This window comes from Streptomyces sp. NPDC045967 (assembly GCF_056430495.1).
Genome location: NZ_JBWKLE010000002.1, coordinates 512,139 through 533,774, shown reverse-complemented (window position 1 = coordinate 533,774; position 21,636 = coordinate 512,139). Strand labels below are relative to the sequence as shown.

The 21,636-nt window shown below is 75.7% G+C and carries 4 protein-coding genes (1 of these 4 cut by a window edge); all 4 read right to left on the bottom strand.

Features of this window, described 5'->3' with window-relative positions; genetic code table 11:
* Positions 1-19: 19 nt before the first annotated feature.
* Tightly spaced (each overlapping or abutting the next), the 4 genes in view from AC07FY_RS05915 to AC07FY_RS05900 form a layout consistent with a single transcriptional unit that may run on beyond the window.
* Positions 20-1,249 (bottom strand): hydroxymethylglutaryl-CoA synthase family protein, encoded by a 1,230-nt coding sequence (locus AC07FY_RS05915; RefSeq protein WP_479000988.1) that lies wholly within the window; start codon positions 1,247-1,249, stop codon positions 20-22.
* On the bottom strand, positions 1,246-1,596 hold the full coding sequence (locus AC07FY_RS05910; RefSeq protein WP_479000985.1) for an acyl carrier protein: 351 nt from the start codon (positions 1,594-1,596) through the stop codon (positions 1,246-1,248). The genes AC07FY_RS05915 and AC07FY_RS05910 overlap by 4 nt, the downstream gene beginning before the upstream one ends.
* On the bottom strand, positions 1,593-2,618 hold the full coding sequence (locus tag AC07FY_RS05905) for an LnmK family bifunctional acyltransferase/decarboxylase (protein WP_479000982.1): 1,026 nt from the start codon (positions 2,616-2,618) through the stop codon (positions 1,593-1,595). The genes AC07FY_RS05910 and AC07FY_RS05905 overlap by 4 nt, the downstream gene beginning before the upstream one ends.
* Positions 2,615-21,636: the 3' portion of an SDR family NAD(P)-dependent oxidoreductase gene (locus AC07FY_RS05900; RefSeq protein WP_479000979.1), read on the bottom strand. 1,543 nt of this gene lie beyond the right edge of the window; the window shows 19,022 of its 20,565 coding nt (coding positions 1,544-20,565); its start codon lies off the right edge, out of view — the gene reads right to left on this strand; it ends in the stop codon at positions 2,615-2,617. Before AC07FY_RS05900 ends, AC07FY_RS05905 begins: the two co-directional genes overlap by 4 nt.

Sequence of the window (21,636 nt, the reverse complement as noted above, 5' to 3'; positions counted from 1 at the left end):
TGTCCTCTCGGGGTGCGGGTCAGCGCCACGCGTAGCGCCGGTGGTAGTCGTCGACGCCGGTGAGCACGAGCAGTTCGTGCGCCCGGTCGGCGTGGTCCAGGTAGTCGGACCAGTCCTCGGGCCGGACGCGGCGCTCGCGTTCGGGGACGAGGCAGGCCCGGGTCTCCTTCAGCAGCCGGGTGTACTCGTCGAAGCCGATGTCGCGGCGGGCGGCCAGCCGCTCGCCGATGCCCAGTGCGCCGAGCACCCGGCCGGAACCGGGGGTGATCACCCCGCTCAGGAACTCGGAGGCGCAGCCGGACCCGTAGGCGAACAGTCCGACCCGCTCGGGGCGGTCGCAGGGGGAGGTGTCGATGGTGGAGGCGAGCGCGAGGTAGAGGGAGCCGGAGCAGAGGTTGCCGACCACCCGGGGGTAGGCCAGCGAGGGCGCGACGCGGCGGGTGAAGTCGGCCTCGATCGCGGCGGGTCCGGCCTCGCCGTGTTCGCGCATCATCTTGCGGTGGCCGGCCCGGACCAGTCCCGCGAACGGGGTGTGCATCACCAGCCGGTCGAAGGTGGCCGCGAAGTCGGCGCCCTCCACCCGGTCGGCGTAGTCGGCGAAGCTGTGGGCGAGGCAGTCGAGGTACGCGAAGAGGGAGCGGTCGGCGTCGGCGATGTCGAGGGTGGGCAGCGGCCGGGCGGAGTCCAGGGTCTCGTAGCTGTACAGGCCGTAGGCTCCCGGGTCGATGGCCATGATCCGGGGGTCGTCACCGAGCAGGACGGCCGCCGCGCCGTGGCCGGTGGCGGCCTCCGCGTACTCGGCGTACTCGTCCACCACGGCCACGTCGGTGGCGATGACCAGCGCCTTGGCCCCCGGCGAGCGGCCGGAGGCCAGGTAGCCGGCGGCCAGCTGCACCGCACCGGTCGCCGCGTAGCACGCCTGCTTGGCCTCCAGCACCCGGCAGGTGCGGGACAGGCCGAGGTACTCGTGGACGTAGGACGCCACCGACTTGCTGTAGTCCACGCCGGACTCGGTGGAGGTGACGAGCAGTTCGATGCGGGCGCGTTCCCGTGGATCCAGCGCGTCGACGATCGCCTTGGCGCTGTTGACGGCGTTGGTCACCGGATCCTCGAACGGCAGCCCGACCGAACGGCGCTCCATCATCAGGTTGCCGAGCCGGGCGGGGTCCAGGCCCCTGCCCTCGAAGAGCGCGGGGAGGGCTATGCCGGCCAGGCCGGCGTACACGTTGAGCGCTTCGATCCCGATCACAGCGACCGCCCCCGCCGGCTCAGGTGGTCGATGAGGTGGGCGATGTCCGGGACGGCGCTGAAGTTCGACATCGGTTCGTCGATGCCCAGGCGCCGGGTGACGCCCAGGATGATCTCGACGCGGTCCACCGAGTCGGCGCCCAGGTCCCTCAGGTGCTTGTCCCCGGTGATCTCCTCCAGCGGCAGGGCCGGCAGGATGCCGCGGATCACCTCGCGCAGCGCCTGCTCGGCCCGGGCCCGCGCGACCCCGTCCGTCGCGCGCCCGGCGCCGCCGTGCGGTCCGTACGGGCCGCCCGGGTCGTGCCGGCCGCCGTCCACGCCGTCCACGCCGTCCTCCACGCTCGTCACCGTGCCTCCTCGGGGTCCCACAGCACCCGCTGGGTGCCGACGGCTATCAGGTCCGCGCTGTGCGCGTCGCGCACCACCACGTCGACGATCTCCTCACCGGCGTCGGCCCGCGCCGCCCGGACGGTGACACCGATCTCGAACTCGCTGTCGAGCTCGGCGTTCTTGACGTAGCACAGCTGCTGGTCGATGACGCGCCGGCGCAGGAACGCCCGGTCGCCGCGGCCCAGTCGGCGCCACTGCCGCAGCGCGGCCTGCTCGACGATGGAGAAGTAAGACGCGAAGTAGACGAGTCCGACCCCGTTCAGGTCGCGGGTGATGTCGATGCCGTACCGGGTGGTGAAGCCCTCGGCGACGGTGCGGTACTCCCCCGCCGGGTCCTCGCAGAAGGTGAGCAGGGACCGGGCGCGGCCGTAGACCGGACGCGGCGAGTACTCCTCGGGCAGGGCCGGCAGGCGGGTGTGGTGGAAGTCCGGCGGCGAGGCGGGTACCAGGCCCCGGTTGCTGTCGGCGTCGCGCCGGCTGACCCAGCGGTTGAAGTTCTCCACGTGCAGGCAGCCGGGGGCGGGACCGCGGTGGAAGGCGGCCGGGTCCCAGGGCTCGGGCGGGGAGTCGGCTGCGGCGGTCGAGGAGATCCGGTGGACGGTCAGCACCGACTCGCTGCCGAAGTCGAAGGAGCGGGACAGCACGTCCAGTTCGTCGCCGAAGCCGGGGCTGCGCAGGTGGAACTCCCGGCTGCCGCGCACCCGGTAGTAGAAGAAGGCGAGGTAGGCGGGGTCGCCCTCGGCGTTCTTGGCCGCGAGGACGTCGGTGCCGCTCAGGGCCGTCACCGTCTCCCAGGTCCAGTCGCCGATCTGGCCGAGGAACAGCGAGTTGTGGCCGCACATGGCGGGTGAGACGGTCACCCGGCGCCGGACGGTGCCGGCGTCGAGGACCTGGACGGCAGGGCTCGCCGCCGGTGGGGCGGGCCGGGTGGCCTCGGTCGCGGCGGTGGGCGTCGCCGCCGGAGTCGGGGCGGGCGTCATCGGGTGTCCTCCGGTCGGCCGGCCGCGTCGACGGCGTCGACCGCGGTCAGGAACTCCTCGAGCACCTCGTTGAAGCGCCCGGCGGCGGTGAGGCTGGGGAAGTGGCCCGCGTCCTCGAACTCGCGGTAGCGGACGTCGGGGAGCGTGCCGTGCAGCAGGTGGCCCGTCTTCAGCGGGACCACCGTGTCGTGCCTGCCGTGCACGACGAGCGACGGCACGGCCAGTCCGGCCAGCCGGGGCAGCAGGTTCGGTGAGGCGTCGAACTCGTCCAGGTAGCGCAGGCCGATCTGGGCGTTCAGGCTCTCGCAGCGCAGCAGCAGCTCCTCGTACCGCTGCCGGTGTGCGGCGATCGGCTCGGTGCCGGGCTCGACGAGCAGGCGGTCGAAGTCCTCCCGGGCGACGAGGGCGAGCCGGTTCATCTCGCCCTGCCGGTTGCCGACCTTGTAGGACCCTCCGATCAGCGTCAGCGAGGCGACCTCGCGCGGGTGGCGCAGCGCGAAGGACATCGCCGGCAGCGCCCCGAAGGAGGCGCCGCCGAGGTGGACGGGTCCCCGCACGTCCAGCGCGTCGAGCGTACGGCGCAGCAGGTCGGCCAGGCCCTCCACGGAGAGGTCGGCGGCGGCCGTCGTCGCTCCGACGCCCGAGTGGTGGACGGAGATCACCCGGTGGCGGTCGGCCAGTCCGGCGAACTGCGGGCCGAAGAATCCCGCGCCGATGTTGAAGGGGTGCAGCAGGACCAGGGGGCTGCCCTCGCCGGCGGTGAACACCTCCACGTCGCCCTCGCTGAGCTGGACCAGGTGCCTGCGGACGGCCGGCTGGTGCTCGCGCAGGACGGCGAGGTTCTCGTTCAGCGGCTGGTGGCCCTCGTCCATGGCGGCCCGTACGTCGGCGGGGATGGCGGCGGCGGGATGGTAGACAGCGGTCGCCGGGTGCTCGGCTGCGCTCCGCGCGTCGGCCGGTACGAGTTCCGGTGCCGGGGCGCCGTCGCGGTACAGGGCGGCCAGCCGTCGGCCGGCCTCCGCGGCCCGCTCGGTCCCGAGGCCGACCGGTACGGCCAGCCGGATCAGGGCGGCGGCGTCCGGTCCGGTGGCGAGGTGCGGCGCGGCCCGGACCCCGGTGTGGCGGTAGATCCAGGCCAGTTGGTCGGCCACCGGGTGGGCGGATCCCGCGGCTCCGGGCAGCCGGGCCGCTTCGAGCAGCACGCAGTGGCCGCCGGCCTCCCGCACCGGCAGTCCGGCGTCGGCGAGGACCCGCCGCAGGACCCGGACCGCCTCCATCCGCCCGGCGACCAGCGCGGCGGAGCGCTCCCGGTCGGCGAGGGCGGCGGCGATCAGCCGGCGCTGGGCGACGCCCGGCTCCCGGCCGCGCCGCATGACGTCCTCGTGCAGCAGGCCGGCCAGCACGGCGTCGTCGGTGGCCACGATCCCGCCGAGGTCGATGCCGTGGTCCTTGGACAGGCCGAGGGTGACGGCGGTGGCGAGGGCGAGGATCTCCTCGGCGACCTCCCACACCTTGCGGCCCCGCTCGCCCTCCTCGTGCTCGGCGACGAAGGCGGCGTTCTCCAGCAACCGGGTGGCGTCCAGGACGAGCGGCACCCCGTGGGCGTCCGCCACGGCCCGGACCCGGCGCAGGTTCGCCAGCGACAGCGGGAGCCCGCCCAGTGCGTTGGTGCTGGTCTCGACGCAGACGAAGGAGACCTTGCCGGGGTGCTCGGCGAGCGCGCGGTCGAGGTCCTCCGTGTCGAGGTCCGCGCGGAACGGCTGGGCTGCGGCCGCTGCGGCCGTGCGGACCACCAGCGGTGTGAAACCGTGCTCCACCTGGTTCAGCGCCCAGGTGGGGAAGAGCTCGTTCTGTACCACGAGCCCCCGGCGGCCGGGCCAGGCCCGGCAGAGCAGCGCCTCGGCGGTGCGGCCGCGCAGGGTGGGTACCACGTACCGGAAGGGCAGCAGGTCGGCCAGGTCGTCGGCCGGTCCGGGGCGGGCCTCGGCCCGCGTGCGCAGGGTGGCCAGGCCCTCGCCGACGTAGGCGGTGTCGAGCTCGGTCCACGAGTCGGTGACCAGGTCGAAGTCGGCCTCGCCGGAGGTCAGCAGCAGCGGGTTGTACCCGTGCGCCGCCAGTCGTCGCTCCCGGACGGAGACGGCCCGGGCGCCGGGGGCGTCCCGGAGGGGCTCCGCGACGGGCTCGGGCCTCGTGACCGGGGCCGGGGCCGCCGTGACCGGAACCGGGGCTGCGGCCGGGACCGGGGCTGCGGCCGGACGGGGTGGCCGCGGGGCCGGCCGGCGGAGGGCCGGGGCAGCGGTCGCGGGCCGGGCCGCGGACACCTCCGGGTTGGCGATCATCAAGATGAGCTCCCCGACATCGGTCGGTTCCCCCTCGGACGGCCGGCACAGGTAGACCGGCAGGTTCACGGGCCGGAACTTGTTCTTGAAGCGGAAGTTGCCTTCACCGGTGAACACCCCGGTGGACCGCAGTTCCGCCAGCGCCCGCTCGGCCACCGGGTCGGCGTTCTCCGAGGCGCACAGCCGCACACCCAGGCTCGCCCCGAAGCTGAACATGGTCACGCCCTCGGCGGCGAGCAGCTGCACGATGCGCACGATGGTGAACTCGAGCCCCCCCATGGGCGTCTGGTCGGAGTAGAACTCCAGATCGAGCAAGTACGCGTTCTCGGACGGGATGCGGGTGACGATGACGGCGCTGCGCAGTTCGTTCGCCGCGTACGTCAGGAACATCCGGTGGCGCTCCGCGAGCAGTCCGCGGCTGATCTCGTCGCGCACCGTGAACACGTACGGGTTGACCATGTCCTTGGTGGCGCACCACCCGTCGATGAGCCCGGCGATGGCGCCGTCGGTGGCGGGATCCGAACCGACGCGGTACTCGGACACCTCGGCTCCGGGCATCCGCTCGAAGCGCTGCACCATGTAGCGCAGCCGCCGCATCCGAGGGCCGGAGAGACCGAACTCCGCTATCGCCTCCATCCGCTGGACCACACCGAAGGGTGTGGCGGAGAAGGGGCGCCCGCCGGCCTCCTCGAGACGGATCATGGAGAGCAGGTTGGGCTTCAGGCCGTGGCGTTCCGCGTGCTCGGTGTACTCGGCGGTGAGCAGCGGCAGGTCGGCCTCCGAGCCGACGTAGCTCCAGGCCAGGAGGGAACCGTCCCGCTGGGAGAAGTTGAAGTAGGCGCTGCGGGCCGCACCGAGGAAGACCAGCGGAGCGATGTCCCGGCCGGGCAGACCGCCCTCCTTGGCGTGCCGCCGGTCGAGTTCCGCGATCACCGCGGCGATCTCCGGCCGGCCGGCCAGGTCGCGCTTGCGCACCACGGTGGGACCGGCGGCGGGTGCACCGGCCACGGGCGGCACGGCAGCCAGGTCGGGGGCGGGCGCGGATGCCGGTGCGGATGCGGGACCGGCCAGCGACTCCACCCCGTCGGCGCCGTGCGCCGCGGACAGGTGGTCCGCCAGCGCCTCCACCGTGGGGTGGTCGAACAGCAGCGACTTGCGCTGCGGCCCGAACCGCCGTTCCAGGGCGGCGACGACCCTCAGCATGTCGAAGGAGGTGAAGCCCTGGTCGGCGAAGTCCGTCCCGGCCTCCACCGGCCGCTCGGCCGTGGCCTCGATGAAGCGGGCGAGCTGCCGTGCCGTGCGGGGGGGACGGGAGGCCGACGGCTCGTCCGCGCGGACGAGCGGCGGTTCCTCGCGGGGCTCCCGGTCCGGCAGCCGCGTGGGTACGGGGGCCGGCCGGCCCCCGGCCGCCGCCGGGCGGTCGCCGAGCGCGGCGGCCACACAGGCGCTCAGCCGGTCGACCGAGTCCTGCTCGTAGAGCTCCACGGCCTTGAGGTCCAGACCGTATGCCTCGTTCAGCAGCCGGACCAGGTCCATCCGGAAGATCGAGTCCAGCCCCAGCTCCCCGAAGGGCTGATCGCCCGGCAGCTCTTCCTCCGGCGTCCCGAGGATGTCGGAGAGCAGCGAGGTGACGGTGCGGCGGACCTCCTCCAGCGGGGCATCGGCTCCGGCGGGAGCGACGGCGGACGCCGGCTGGATGTCGGGCGCCGGTTCGACGGCGGGGGTCGGCGGTGGGGCCACGGCCGGGGCCGGCCGGCGCGTCGGGGCGGTCGGTTCGGCCGGGGCGGCGGGTCCGCCCAGCGGGGCCAGCTTCACCCGTTCCCGGGACGGCGGGGGGCTTGAGGACGGTGACGCGTCGATGGTGGCCTCCAGGCTCGGTTGCGGTGCGTCGCCGGGTGCGAACCAGTGGCGGGTACCGGCGAAGGGAACGGCGGGCAGCGGGGTGCGGCGCGGCAGCGGCCCGGCCCACAGACGGCTCCAGTCGACCGCGGCGCCCTCGGTCCAGGCCCGGGCCAGCCCGTCCACGTCCGCGTGGTCCTGCCAGGCCGGGGTTCCCCGACGGGCGGTTCCGCGGTACGCCCCGGGCGGGCAGCCGCCCGCGGATGCCGCGCGCAGTGCGCGCACCAGTTCGGCGCGGTCCCGCACCACGAGCGCGAGGCGCTCGGGCCACTCCTCGCGTCCGGTCTGCACCGTACGGGCGACCGCCGCGAGGAGCGGCTCCCGCTGCTCGACGTGTTCGGCCATCAGACGTGCGTACGCCTCCAGTTGCGCGGCGGACGGCGCCGACAGCACCACGAGCCGCGGGCTGCCGTCGTCCGCGGCGGCGGGCTCGGGCGGGTGGGACTCCAGCACCACGTGGGCGTTGGTGCCGCCGAAACCGAACGAGCTGACCCCCGCCCGCCTGACCGGTACGCCGTCCGGACCGGGCAGCCCGTCCCACCGGGCCGGCCCGTCGACGATGCGCAGCGGTGTGCCGGCCAGCCGGATGTGCGGGTTGAGCCGGTCGAGGTGCAGGTGCCGCGGGAGCCGGCCGTGTTCCATGGCGAGCAGTACCTTGAGCACCCCGGCGATACCCGCCGCCGCCTCCAGGTGGCCGATGTTGGTCTTCACCGATCCGATCGCGATGTGCGGCCGGTCGGGCATCTCCCGGCCCCGGTCGGCGTACAGGGTCGCCAGGGCCTGCTTGACGCCCTCGATCTCCACCGGGTCGCCGAGGCTCGTGCCGGTGCCGTGCGCCTCCAGGTAGGACAGCAGGTCCGGGTCGGTACCGGCCGCGCGGTGCGCCCGTACCAGCACCCGCGCCTGCGCCTCGGGGTTGGGCGCGGTCAGCGAGGCGGCGCGGCCGCCGTGGCCGACCGCCGTTCCGGTGACCACCCCGTGGACGTGGTCCCCGTCGGCGAGCGCGCGGTCCAGCGGCTTGAGCAGGAGCACCGCGCACCCCTCGCCCCGGACGTAGCCGTCCGCGTCCGCGTCGAAGGTCTTGCAGCGGCCGTCCGCGCTGAGCATGCCGGACTGCTGGAAGGACTGGAACAGGGCCGGGCTGAGCAGCACGTTGACGCCGCCCACCAGGGCCTGCTCGCACTCCCCCGCCGCCAGTGCGCCGACCGCGCGGTGGATCGCCACCAGGGAACTCGAGCAGGCGGTGTCCACGGACTCGCTCGGACCGCGCAGGTCCATCAGGTAGGAGACCCGGTTGGCCAGGATGGCGTGCGCGACACCGCTCGCGCTGTGCGCCTCGACCGGGACGCCGTCCCTGCCGAGCAGGTCGGCGTAGTCGGAGGTGGAGACGCCGGCGAACAGGCCCGTCGCCGTACCGGCGAGGTCGGCGGGGCGGTGGCCCGCGTCCCAGACGGCCCGCCAGGCGGTTTCCAGGAACAGCCGCTGCTGGGGGTCCATCAGGGCCGCCTCGCGCGGTGCGATGCCGAAGAAGCGGGCGTCGAACCGGCTGACGTCGGCCAGGAAGCCGCCCCGGAACGCGGCGGCGCCGGGGGCCGCGGCGAGGTCCGTACGGTTCTGCGGCACCCCCGTCACCAGGTCGTGCCCGGCCAGGAGGTGGTCCCAGAACTCGGCGGCATCGGCGGAACCGGGCATCACCGCCGCCCTGCCGACCACCGCGACCGCGAACGGCCGGGGGACGGTCGCGGCGGCCGACACCACGGGCGCGGGTGCGGGTGCTTCAAGTGGTGCCGATGCCGGCTCGGGCTTCGGCTCGGGCTTCGGCTCCGGATCCGACGCGGCCTCGAGCTCTGATCTCGGCTCTGGGTCCGGTTCCGGCTCCGGGTCCGGGTCCGAGTGCGGGTCAGCGGTCCGGTCGGACCCGGCCGCGGGCCGGTGCCGCGACGACACTTCGGCGCAGTGGTGGCGGCCCAGGTGGGCGGCGAACGACGCCAGGTCGGGGCATTCGAAGAGCACGGTCGGCAGCAGGTCCAGCCCGTAGAACTCGTTCACCTGGTTGATCAGTTCGGTCAGCGTGATGGAGTCGAAGCCGAGTTCCAGCAGCTGGGCGTCCAGATCGACTTCCTCCGGAGCGACCAGCAGGAACGCGGCTGCCATCGCCCGCAGTTCGTGCTCCACGTCGGCCATCGGCGGCGCGGCGGCGGCCGGGCTCGCGGGCGCGGCGGGCGGCTCGGCCCGCCGGGCCGGGCGCTGCACGACCGTGACGCGTACCTCCTCGCCCCCCGCGGCCAGGTCGAGCGCCCGCAGCCCGTTGGTGGTGCTCATCGGCGCCATGTCCCACCGCCGCGCGAGGAGTTCGCGGGTGGCGGCGTCGACGCTCATGCCGCCCTCCTCCCAGAGCGGCCAGGCGATGGAGACGGTGCGCCCGGCGCGCAGGCCGGCCGCGTGCCGTTGGGCCCGCTGCTCGGCGAACTCGTCCAGGAAGGCGTTGGCGTAGGCGTAGTCGACCTGGCCGGGGTTTCCGCTGTAGGCGACCACGGAGGAGTAGAGGACGAAGAAGTCCAGCGGCTGGTCGGCCGTCGCCTCGTCGAGCGCGAGCACCCCGGCCGTCTTGGGAGCCAGCACGGCATCGAGGTCCGCCCGGCTCTTGGCCACCGCGCGGGAGTCGCGCGTGACTCCGGCCGCGTGCACGACACCGCGCAGCGGGCCGTACCGCGCCACGGCGTCGGTGACCAGCCGGTGTGTCCCGCCGGGATCCGTGATGTCGGCGGTCAGGTACCTGACGGTGCCGGGTCCCCGGTCCAGCTCCGCCACCAGCTCCTGCCGCCGTGCGTCGAGCGGGGAGCGGCCGACCAGGAGGACCGTCACCCTTGCACGTGAGGTCAGGTGGCGTGCGGTGTGCAGGCCGAGCGGACCGGCCCCGCCGGTGATCAGGTAGACGCCGTCGGGCCTCGGCCGCAGCTCGGCGGAGGCCGGCGGGGCGAAGTCCAGCAGCACTCTGACCTGCCGCTCCCCGGTGCGGTGGCGGACCTCGGCGGCAGCCCCCGGCCGGCACCCGGCCAACTCCGCGACCAGCCGGGCGGCCCGGTCGCGCGGCGGGGTCACCGCGTCGGCCCCCTCGAAGGCGACGCGGACGGCACCCAGGCGGCTGTGCTCCAGCGTCAGGCTGCGCAGCGCGGCGCCGACCGCCGCGTCGTAGGGGCGCGAGGAGGGGGTCGGGGCGGTGAATGCGTACACCACCCGCAGGTCCCTCGGGGAGCCGGGCCGGGCGAGCAGGGCGGTGGTGAGACCGACCAGCGAGTGGAATCCCCGGTCGAGGCTGCCGGGCAGGTCGTCGGCGCCCTGCCCGGCCGGGGTCTCCGGGGCGCAGAAGACCACCGCGTCGGGTTCGAGGCCGCGGGCGGCGAGGTCCGCGACCAGGCGCGTGCACTGGCCGCGGTCCGCGGGCGCCAGCCGGTAGCCGCCGTCCTCGGTACGGGCGAAGTCCGCGGCCCGGGTCAGGAGGACGGACCGCACTCCGGCTGCGGCGAGCCGCTCGGCCAGGGCCTCGGCCAGGCCCGGCTCCTCGGCGACGACCACGGCCAGGCGCGGCCCGGGAGCACCGGGCTCGGCCGCCGGCACCGACGCGCTTTCCCAGGCCGGACGGGCGAACCGGACCAGGGCCGGATCCGCCTCCGCCGCGGGGGCCGGGGCCGGGGCGGTGGCCGGGGCCGGGCCTTGGTCCGGCGGACCGGGCGGCGAAACCGGCACGCTGACCCGTCCGACGTGGTGCTCACCGCCGCGTGCGCCGTGCTGCTCGCCATCGCGTCCGGTGTGGCGCTCACCGTCGGGCGCGCTGTGTTGCTCGCCGTCGCGCCCGGTGTCCTGCGGGGCGTACGGTCCGGCCTCCGGCTCGGTGAGCCAGTAGCGGGCGCGGTCGAAGGGGTACGTCGGGAAGGCGGCGCGGCGCGGCCGGGGGCCGGACCACAGGCGCGGCCAGTCCACGACCGCACCGGCCGGCCAGGCCCGGGCCGCCTCCAGCCGGTCCTCGCCCGACCAGCGGGGCACGCCGGTACGGGCGGCGGTCCCGCTGTGGACGCCGGGGGCCTGCCGCCCCTCGGCGAAGGACCGCAGCGCCTCGGCGAGGCCGGAGAGGCTTCCGGCCACCACGGACAGCCGCTCGGCGTGCTCGCGGCGCCCGGTCTGGCTGGTCCAGGCGAGCGAACGCAGTGACGGGCCCGCGGCGCCGGCCGCGCCGGCCCGCTCGTCCAGGTACTCCGCGACCCGCCCGGCGAGCACGGTCAGCCGCTCCTTCGTCCGGGCGGACAGCAGGAACACCTCGGCGTGGCCCTCGGCTGCGGCCCCGGTGTCCGCCGGGGCGCCCGCGTCACCGTCGGCGCCGGCCCCCACGTACTCCTCCAGCACCAGGTGGACATTGGCTCCGCCCGCGCCGAACGAACTGACGCCCGCCGTGCGCGGGGACGCGGCCCGCCCCTCGGCGTCCGGCTCAGGCCGCGGCCACGGGACCGCCCGCGTCAGCGGACGGAACGGCGAGCCGGCGAAGTCGATCTTCGGATTGACGCGGTCCAGGTTGGCGCTCGGATACAACGTGCCGTCTCTGAGCTGGAGCAGGACCTTGGTCAGACCCGCGATGCCGGCCGCGCCTTCCAGGTGGCCGATGTTGGCCTTCACCGATCCGATCACCGCCGGCGGTACGGAACGCTCCGGGCCCTGTCGGTGACCCCGGGCCGCGCCGAACGCCTTCGTGAGCGCCGCGACCTCGATCGGGTCGCCCAGGGCGGTGCCGGTGCCGTGGGCCTCCACGTAACCGACGGCGCTCGGGTCGACCCCGGCTTCCTCCAGCGTCCGGGCCACCAGCGCGGCCTGGGCGTTGGGGTTGGGCACCGTGTATCCGCTGGTCTTGCCGCCCGCGTTGGCACGGCTCGCCTTGATGACGGCCCAGATCCGGTCGCCGTCGGCCCGCGCCTGTGCCAGCGGCTTCAGCAGGACGGCGCCCACGCCCTCGCCGGGGACGTAGCCGTCCGCGTCCGCGTCGAAGGTGCGGCAGGCGTCGCCGCTCGCCAGCATGCCGCGGGTGGACAGGGCCACCAGGTGCGCCGCGTGCAGGATGAGGTTGACCCCGCCCGCGATGGCCATGCGGCACTCTCCCCGGCGCAGGCTCTCGCAGGCCAGGTGGACGGCGGTGAGCGAGGACGAGCACGCCGAGTCGACGGCGAAGCTCGGCCCGGTCAGGTCGAAGACGTAGCTGGCCCGGTTGGCCACCGACCAGTACGCCGAGTGCGCGGTCCCGAACTCGCCCCGCGGCCAGCCGGAGGCCGCGGCGAGCTGGCCGTACGAGCCGTACATCAGGCCGGCGAAGACGCCGGTCTCCGGCACCCTGGTGTGCTCGCCGAGATAGCCGGTCTCCTCCAGGAGGTTCCAGCAGGTTTCCAGGAACAGCCGCTCCTGGGGGTCGATGGCGGCCGCTTCGCGCGGCAGGATGCCGAAGAGCCCGGGGTCGAATCCGTCGATGCCGTCGAGGAAGCCCGCCCACTTGCCGTAGCTGCGGTTCGGCCGGCCGCGCCGGGGATCGAAGTACGCGTGCAGGTCCCAGCGGTCCGCCGGCACCTCGGTCACGGAGTTGACGCCCGCGGCGAGGTTGCGGGCGAAGGCGTCGAGGTCGGGCGCACCGGGGTAGCGGCCGGTGACGCCGACGACGGCGATGTCGGATCGGTCGGCGGGGGGCCGGCTGCCGCCGGAGCCCGCGGGGTACGGCGCCGGGGCGGCCGATGGGGTCGGGGGGTTCGGCGGCCGGGTGCCGCGGGCCTCCGCGGGCGGGGGCGCGGTGTCGGGACCGGCGTCGGGCATCGCCGGGGGCTTCGGGGACGCCTGGGGCTGTCGGGGCGCCGCGGCCGCCTCCGGGGCCGCCGGGGGCTGCGGGGAGGCTTCCGGCTGCGTGAGGACGGCGGTGAGGCGTTCCCCCCGGACCTCGAGGAGGTGGGCGGCGAGCCGCTCGATCGTCGCGTGCTCGAAGAGGAGGGTCGCGGGGAGCTCTCCCAGGTCCGCGGAGAGCAGTTCGACGATCTCCGCCCCGAGGAGCGAGTCGACCCCGAAGTTCTCCAGCGTCTCCCGGTCGGTGAGTTCGTCCTCGCCGCACTTGAGGAGTCCGGCGAAGACGCGCTTGAGGTAGTCACGGGCCCGGCGCTCGAGGTCCGCGTCCGGCGCGGCCGCGGAGGCAGCGTCGGACGCCGCGCCGGACACGGCGACGGACACGGCGACGGGGCCGGTCGGGGCGTGCGCGGGGGACTCGACGGACGTGCCGGAGGTGGCGGACATGGCAGATGTGGCGGAGGTGGCGGAGGTGGCGGAGGTGGCGAACGTGGCGGAGGTGGCGAACGTGGCGGACGTGGTGGCGGGTCCGGGCGGCGCCGGAGCGGTGGTGAGCGGCATGCCGTGCTCGGCCAGGCGGGCCGGGTCGGCCTTGATGACCAGGACCTGCCCGGCGCCGCTGGAGAGCACCGTCCGCAGCGCCTCGACGCCCTCCGCCGGGTCGATCGAGCCGACGCCGAGGCCGGCGAACGAGCGGTGGTAGCGCTCGTCGGTCACCGCGCCGACGGTTCCCCAGAAGCCCCAGTTCACCACCGACACCGGGAAGGCGCGGCGCCCCCGGGCCTGCCAGGCGTGGGCGTCCTCCAGGGTCGCGGCCGCCGCGTAGTTGGCCTGTCCGGGCGAGGCGACGAAGGAGGCGGCGGAGGAGAACAGGACGCAGAAGTCGGGACGCTCGTCCGCGAGCGCGTCGAGGAGCACCTCGGTGCCGACCGCCTTCGCGGCGAGCACGCGCGTGAAGTCCGCCTCCGTCATCCGGGCGAGCGGTACGTCGCGCAGCTCGCCGGCGGCGTGCAGCACGCCGTGCAGGGCTCCGAAGACCTGCCGGGCCTGGGCCACCGCGGCCCGGACCGCGCCGGGATCGGTGACATCTCCGCGGACGTAGCGGACCTGCCCGCCGAGCCGGACGATCGCGTCCGTTCCGGCGCGCACGGCCGGGTCGTCGCCCGGCCTGCGGCCGAGCCACACCAGCCGGGCGCCGTGTACGGCCGCCAGGCGTTCGCTCACCGCCCGCCCCAGGCCGCCCGACCCGCCGATGACCAGGTACACGCCGCCGTCACGCAGGGCGGGACCGTCGGGCCGCCGCTCCGTGACGGGCTCGAAGCGGCGCAGGTACCGGCGCTCGCCGCGCAGGGCCACCACCGGGTGGCTGCCGTCCTCGGCGGCGATCCGGCGGGCGGCGCGGGCCGGGTCGGTCGCGGCGGCCTCCGGGTCGATGTCCACGCAGTCCACCCGCCAGAGCGGGTGCTCGGCCGCCACCGTCCGGGACAGGCCGACCAGGCCGGCGCCGTGGGACCGCGGCCGGTCCTCCCCGGTGACCGGCAGGACGCCGTGCACGACGAAGGTCGCCGTGAGCGGGCGGGCCGCCTGCCCGAACCGGAGCAGTTGCTTGAGCAGGTAGAAGACCGTCAGGGTGACCGGGTCGCCGGTGGGTGCGGTGTCGGCGAGTTCCGGTACGGCGCCCGCGCGGCCGGCGAGGACGTAGAGCACGTCGAACGGGCCGGGGGCCGGGGTCGCTCCGCCCAACGGGATGCGGACCACCTCGTCGTGGGCGTGCAGGCCGGCGAGGGCGTCGGCGAGCGGGCCGTCCCCTTCGGCGAAGGCGAGCGCGACCCTTCGGCCCTCGCCCCCGGGGGCGGTCCGGCCGCCGGGCGCGGAGTCCTCGTACCAGCTCGGGCGGCAGACGAGCAGCGGGTGGTCGGGCGCCGGTGCGGGGGCCGGTGCGGCGGGCGCTTCGCCCGGTGGCGCGGCTGCCGGTGCCCGGGCGGCGGACTCCTCGGACGCGACCGGGGTCGCCGGTGCGGGGGCCGCGGCCCAGTGGCGGGTGCGGGCGAACGGGTAGGTGGGCAGGGGGACGGTGCGGCGCCGGCGGCCCGCGTGCGCGGCGGCCCAGTCGACCTCGCGGCCCGCCAGGTAGTCCTCGGCGAGCTGCCGCAGCCGCTCGCCGTGACGGTCCGTGGCCGGCCGGCCCCCGGTGAGGAACTCCTCGGCCTGTGCGCGCAGTTCGGTGACGCTCCGCACCACGAAGGCGGCCCGCACGGGGAAGTGCGCGCGGGACACCGCGAGCGTCCGGGCGGTGTCCCCCAGGTCGTGCCGGTCCGTCAGCCGGCCGGCCAGTTGCCGCACGCGGTGGTTCAGTGCGACGGCCGTACGGGCCGAGAGGGGCAGTACGACGGCCTCCTCGGCGGGCGCGGGGAGGGACTCGGCGCGCGGCGGGGCCTCGGCCAGCACCACGTGCGCGTTGGTCCCGCTGAACCCGAAGCTGCTCACGGCCCCCACCCGCAGGCCGGACGGTCCGGGCTGCCAGGGCGTCGGAGCGGTGGCGACCCGGAACGGACCCCCATCGAAGTCGATCTTGGGGTTGGGCGTGGTGAAGTTCAGCGACGGGGGGATCTGCGCGGCGCGCAGACCGAGCACCACCTTGAGGAAGCCGGCGATGCCCGAAGCCAGCGTGGTGTGCCCGATGTTGGACTTGACCGAGCCCAGGTGGCAGGCGCCCGCCGCGCCCTGCCGGTCGCCGAACACCTGGGTGAGCGCCTTCACCTCGATCGGGTCCCCCAGCACCGTCCCGGTGCCGTGCGCCTCGACGTAGCCGACCTCGTCCGGGCTGAGCCCGGCCCGCTGGTAGACGTCCGCCAGCAGGGCCGCCTGGGAGTCGGCGCTGGGCGCGGTGATGCCGTTGGTCCGGCCGTCGCTGTTGGTTCCCGTGGCCTTGATCACCGCGTACACGGTGTCGCCGTCGGCCAGCGCGCGGTCCAGCGGCTTGAGCACCACCGCGCCGACGCCCTCGCCGAGCACGATGCCGTCGGCGGAGGCGTCGAAGGGCGCGCAGCGGCCGGTGGGCGACAGCATGCCCGTGCTGCTGGTCCAGACGTGCATCCGGGGGGTCAGCATCACCGCGACGCCGCCGGCGACGGCCGTCTCGCACTCGCCGGCCCGGAGGGCGGAGACGGCCTCGTGCACGGCCACCAGCGAGGAGGAGCAGGCCGTGTCGATCGCGACGGCCGGGCCGCCGAGGTTGAGGTGGTAGGCGATCCTGGCGGCCAGGATCGACGGGGAGTTGCCGAGGAACGCCTGGCCGGTGCCGTCCTGGCCGTTCGCCTCCAGCAGCCGCAAATAGTCCCCCGCACCGGAGCCGACGAACACCCCGCAGCTCGCCCGCTCGGGCCCGGGCACCGCGTAGCCCGCGTCCTCCAGGGCCGACCACGCCTCCTGGAGGAAGAGGCGCTGCTGCGGGTCCATCTGCTCGGCTTCCATGGGCGAGAGGTGGAAGAACGCGGCGTCGAACAGGTCCACGTCGTCGAGCAGCGCGGCCCACTTGCTGTAGGTACGGCCTTCGGCGCGGCGGTCGGGGTCGTAGTGCTCGGCGATGTCCCAGCGCTCGGGGGGGACTTCGCGGACGCTGCTGCGGCCGGCGAGCAGGTTGGACCAGAAGGCGGACAGGTCGGGCGCGTCGGGGAAGCGGCCGGACAGGCCGATGACGGCGATGTCGCCCGTGGCGGTCGCCGCGGGTTCGGGCGCGGCGGCCGGGCGGACCGGGGCGAGGGTCACCGGCCCGGGGCCGCCGTGGGCCCGGGGGCCCTCCTGCGCCCCACCCGGCCCGGCGGGCCGGATCGCGAGCGGCGGTGGTGAGCCGGCCGGCCGGGCCGGGGATGGCCCGTCCCCGGCCCGGCCGACCGGGGTCTGCGGACCCGCGGGCGCAGCCGTGGCGTCGGCGGGCGTGCCGGCTGGAGCCTCGTCGGCGGGCGCGGGCGCGGCTGCGGGTGCGGGTGGGGGCGCGGCGGCGGGTGCGGGTGCGGGTGCGGGTGCGGCGTACGGCAGGACGGCGGCGGCGTGGAGGGAGCGGGCGCGGGCGGATTCCGCGTCGACGAAGGCCGCCAGGCGGTCGAGGGTCGGGTGGTCGTAGACCGCCACCGAGTCGAGGTCGAGACCGAAGTGCTGATTGAGATCGCGGACGATCTCCACCGCACCGAGCGAGTCGACGCCCATCTCGCTGAAGGTGAGCTGGGGGTCGATCTCGTTCCGCTCGAGGTACAGGTGGCCGCACAGGGTTTCCATCACGACGCCGATGACGGCGTCCCGGTCCGGCCCCCCATCACCCGCCCGCGCCGGCCCGCCCTCTGCCGACGGGCCGACCGGCGGGGCCCCGGCGGAAGCCGGGACCACGGCCGGAACCGGAGCCGGGGCCGCCGCCGGAACCACGGCCGGAACCGGGTCCGCGGCGGCAGCCGCATCCGGAACCGGTGCCGCGGCCGGGGAAAGGGGCGGGCTGCCGGGCGTCGGACGGGCGTACGCGTCGAGCTTCGCCGTGTGCTCGTGGACCCGCGTCACCGAGTCCTGGCCGAGGACCACCCGGTGCAGGTCCGCCTCCCGGGCGACCACGGCGTGCAGTTCGCCCAGCGTGCGGTCGGCCAGTTCCCGCTTCAGGGCCCGGACCGGCAGGGCCGGCCGGGACGCGATCGTACGGGCCAGGTCGAGGGCGGCCGTCAGCACCTCCTCGCGCGGCAGGAACGTGACCTGCGCACCGCGCCGCTCCAGTTCCGCGCCGCTGAACGGCCGGCCGGTGTAGAACATCTCGGTCGCCAGTGACCGCCCGAACCTGCGCTCCAGGACGTACGTCGCACCCATGCCGGGCGTGAACCCGTACTTCAGGAAGCTCGCCGCGTACATCCCCTCGCGCGCCATGAGGACCATGTCGGCGTGCAGGCCGAACATCAGCCCGCCCCCGGACGCGTGCCCGGACAGCGCCGCGATCACCGGCCGGTCGCAGGACAGCAGCCCCTCGTAGAGGAAGGGCACGTCGGTGAAACTGCCCAAGCCCCCCGCGAGTTGCTCGAGCGCCTCCGGAGTGCCGCCCATGCTGAACGCGGGCCCCGCGCCCGTCAGGACCACCGCCTTGACGTTCCCGTCCGCGCTCAGCTCGGCGAAGGCGGCTTCCAGGCCGCGGACGGTCTCCTCGGTGAACATGTTGCTGCCGGTCCGCATGACGACCAGCGCGATGCCCGGGTCCAGGACGCGCAGTTCGACCGCCGGCCCGTCCTCGGGGAGCGGCGCCGCCTTCCGCTGCGCCGCGTACCGCCCGGGCGCCGCCCGGTCGGACCCGCTCGCCGGCTCCGCACCCGTCACCGGCTCCGCACCGCCCTCGGGCTCCGCGCCGCTCCCCGTACCCCGCACCCGGTCCGCCTCTCCCCCGCCGTCCTCGGCGGCGACCGGCCCCGAAGGCCCGCCCCGCCACTGTCCGAGCCAGCACCGCTCCTCGGAGAGCGGGTGCGTGGGCAGCGGGATCCGCCGCCCCGTGGGCCCGCCGTCCCGCCCGCGCACCCCGTGCAGTTCCTGCCAGCGCACCTCCGCGCCCGCCACCCAGGCGGCGGCCAGCTCCCTGAGCCGGCCCTCGCGGAACAACGTCGCGCACTCCTCCGCGGAAGGGCGCCCGGCTGCGTCGACCACCCCGGCCCCACCGGCTGTTGCCCGCTCGGCCGGTCCGCCCGTGACGTATCCGGCGCTCTCCGGGGCGCCCCCCGCCAGGAAGGCGTCGAGTGCTTCCCGGAGCCGGTCGAGCGCGTTGCCCCCGCCGTCCGCGACCACGGCCAGCCGGTACGGCCGTGCGGTACGGCCGACCTGCAAGGTGTGGGCGAGATCGGCCGGGTCGGGCCCGCTCCCCGCGGCCGGGCCGACGGCCGCGGCCAGCTTCGCGATCCGGCGCAGCGAGCCGTCGGGCGCGAGGACGTCCGGTGGTACCTCGAAGGCCAGTTCCTCGCCGATCCGCCGTGCCAGCTCCAGCAGGCTGGAGGGGTCCAGCCCGAGGTCGCCCAGCCAGGCGTCGGGGTCGACCTGGTCCTCCCTGACCCCGAGCAGTCCGGCGGCCAGCCGGACGAGCGCCCCGGTGCGGTCCGCGCCGTCCGGTCCCGGGCCGCCGGGCCCGGCATCGAGGTGGGCCCGTACGGAACGCGCGTACTCCCGCAGTGCGGCCTCGCCCGGCGCCGAGAGGACGAACAGCAGCGGGCCGTCCGTGTCGCGCGCCGGCCGCCGGACGTGTCCGTACTCCTCCACCACCAGGTGCGCGCCCGCGCCCCCGGCACCGAAGGCGCTGATCCCGGCCCGCCGGGGCGAGCCGTCGGCCGGGCGGACCCACTCCTCGCAGCGGCGCTGGACGCGCAGCGGCGAACCGGTCAGGTCCAGGTGCGGGTTGAGCTCACCGGAGTGCAACGAGGGGACGAGCCGGCCGTGCCGCAGTTGCAGCAGCACCTTGGTCAGGCCGGCGATCCCGGCGGCGCTCTCCAGGTGCCCGATGTTGGACTTGACCGATCCGACGGCGCAGCCGTCCGCCGCCGCACCGGTTCCGGCGAACGCCTGCCGGAGCCCTTCGATCTCCACCGGGTCGCCCAGCGAGGTGCCGGTGCCGTGCGCTTCGACGTAACCGATCGTCCGCGGGTCGACCCCGGAGCGGTCCAGTGCCGTACGGATCAGCGCCGCCTGCGAGTCGGGGCTCGGGACGGTGAAGCCGCTGGTGCGCCCGCTGTGGTTGACGGCCGACGCCCGGATGACCCCGTGGATGTGGTCGCCGTCAGCGAGGGCCCGGCGCAGTGGTTTGAGGAGCACCGCGCCCACGCCCTCGCCCGGCACGTAGCCGGTGGCGCCGGCTCCGAAGCTCCGGCAGCGGCCGTCGTCGGAGAGGAACTGCCCCTGGGCGAGCTGGAGGTACTTCTGCGGATGGACGGTGACGTTCACTCCGCCCGCCAGGGCCAGGCTGCTCTCTCCCCGGCGCAGGCTCTCCACCGCGAGGTGGACGGCGGTCAGCGAGGACGAGCAGGCGGTGTCCACGGCCATGCTCGGGCCGGTCAGGCCGAAGGCGTAGGAGACCCGGTTGGGGACGGCCGCGTGCATGGCGGTCGGAGCCACGCCCTGGTCCTGGAAGAGCTGGTAGTGGTTCCACATGACGCCGGCGAAGACACCGACCGTCTCGCCCGCGAGGGTAGGTGCCGGACGGCCGGCGTCCTCCAGGGCGCGCCAGCAGGTGGTGAGGAAGAGGCGCTCCTGCGGGTCCATCCGCTCGGCGTCGCGGCGGGAGATGCCGAAGAACTCGCGGTCGAAGAGGTCCACGCCGTCGAGGAAGCCGCCCCATCGGCTGTACGTGGAGCCGGGCAGGCCCCGTTCGGGGGCGAAGTAGCCGCTGTGGTCCCAGCGTTCCGCCGGGACGGGGGTGATGCTGTCCCTGCCTTCGGCGAGGTTGCGCCAGAAGACTTCGAGGTCAGGGGCCTGCGGGTACGCCCCGGCGAGGCCGATGACCGCTACGGCGTCGGCCTGCGGGTCCTGGTCGGGGACGGGGGCGGGGAGGGGGGTGGCGGTTGCGACCGGGCGGCGGGCGGTGCGGGGAGCCGCGGTGGTGCTCGGGACCGAGCCCGTCTCGGTGCTCGTGTCCGGGGCCGTGTCCGTGCCCGTGCCCGTCTCCGTCTCCGTCTGCGGGGCCGTGTCCGCGGGCGGGAAGGGGCGGGCGATGCGGTCGGGGGCTCCGTACACCGCCACCGACACGCCCTCGGGACCGGCCAGTACCCGCTCCAGCAGCTCCAGCCCGTCGGTGCTGGGCATGGGCCAGGTCCCCCGGGTCCGGCGGGAGTGCTCGACCCCGGCCGGGCTGAGCCGCATGCCGCCCTCGGCCCACATCGGCCAGCCGATGGCGTGCGTGCGGCCGGGAGCGTCGGCGCGGGCGGCGCGGGCCTCGGCGAAGTGCTCCAGCCAGGCGTTGGCGAAGGCGTAGTCGCTCTGACCGGGGGTGGGCTGGGAGGCGGAGAGCGAGGAGTACAGCACGAACAGGTCGAGCGGGTCCCCGGCGGTGGCGCGGTCGAGGTGCACGGCGCCGAGGGCCTTCGGCAGGACCACGGCCGTCGGCGCGTCGTCCGCCTTGGTGCGGAACAGGGAGTCCGCGGTGACCCCGGCGGCGTGGAAGACGCCGTCGAGCGGCCCGAACCGTTCGCGGGCCAGGGCGAGCGCCGCTTCCACGTCGGCCGGGCGGGTGACGTCGGCCGTCAGGTACGCGGCCTCGGCGCCGAGGGCGTACCAGCCGTCGATCCGGGCGGCCAGTTCGGGATCCGCCGGCCGGCGGCCGATCAGCACAATGCGCGCGGCGTAGCGCTCGGCGAGGTGGCCCGCGAGGACGTTCGCGAGGGCTCCGCCCCCGCCGGTCACCACGTAGACGCCGTGTCGTTTGAGGGCCGTTCCCCTCCCCGTCTCCGTCGCCGTCCCTGGCAACGGGCCGATTGCCTGGGCGGGGTGGGGCGCCAGGCCGCGCCGTTCCCGGCGGCCCGCGAGGTGCCGGGACTGCGGGCCGTCCGCGCCCGCGGCGAGCTCCGTGCGGACGGCCGCCGCGACGGCGTCCGCCGTCCAGCGGTCGACCCCGACCGCCCGGCAGACCAGTGCGGGCGCCTCGGCCGTGACGGACCGGGCGAGTGCGCCGACGGCCAGGTGCTCCGGGGCGCCCCCGCCGTCCGGGGCGGGGTGGACGAAGAGGATCGCCGGTGGCGGCGCCGGTGCGTCCGCCGGGCGCGCCGGCAGGGACCTCGCCAGGCGCAGCACGGTCCGGGCCGGCACGTCCGGGCCGCAGGCGCCGGCCGGCGCGGCCGGTACCACCACGGCTGCCGGGCGGACACCCCGGGCGTCGAGCGCCGACCAGAGCAGGCCCAGGTGCGCGGGATCGGCCGCGT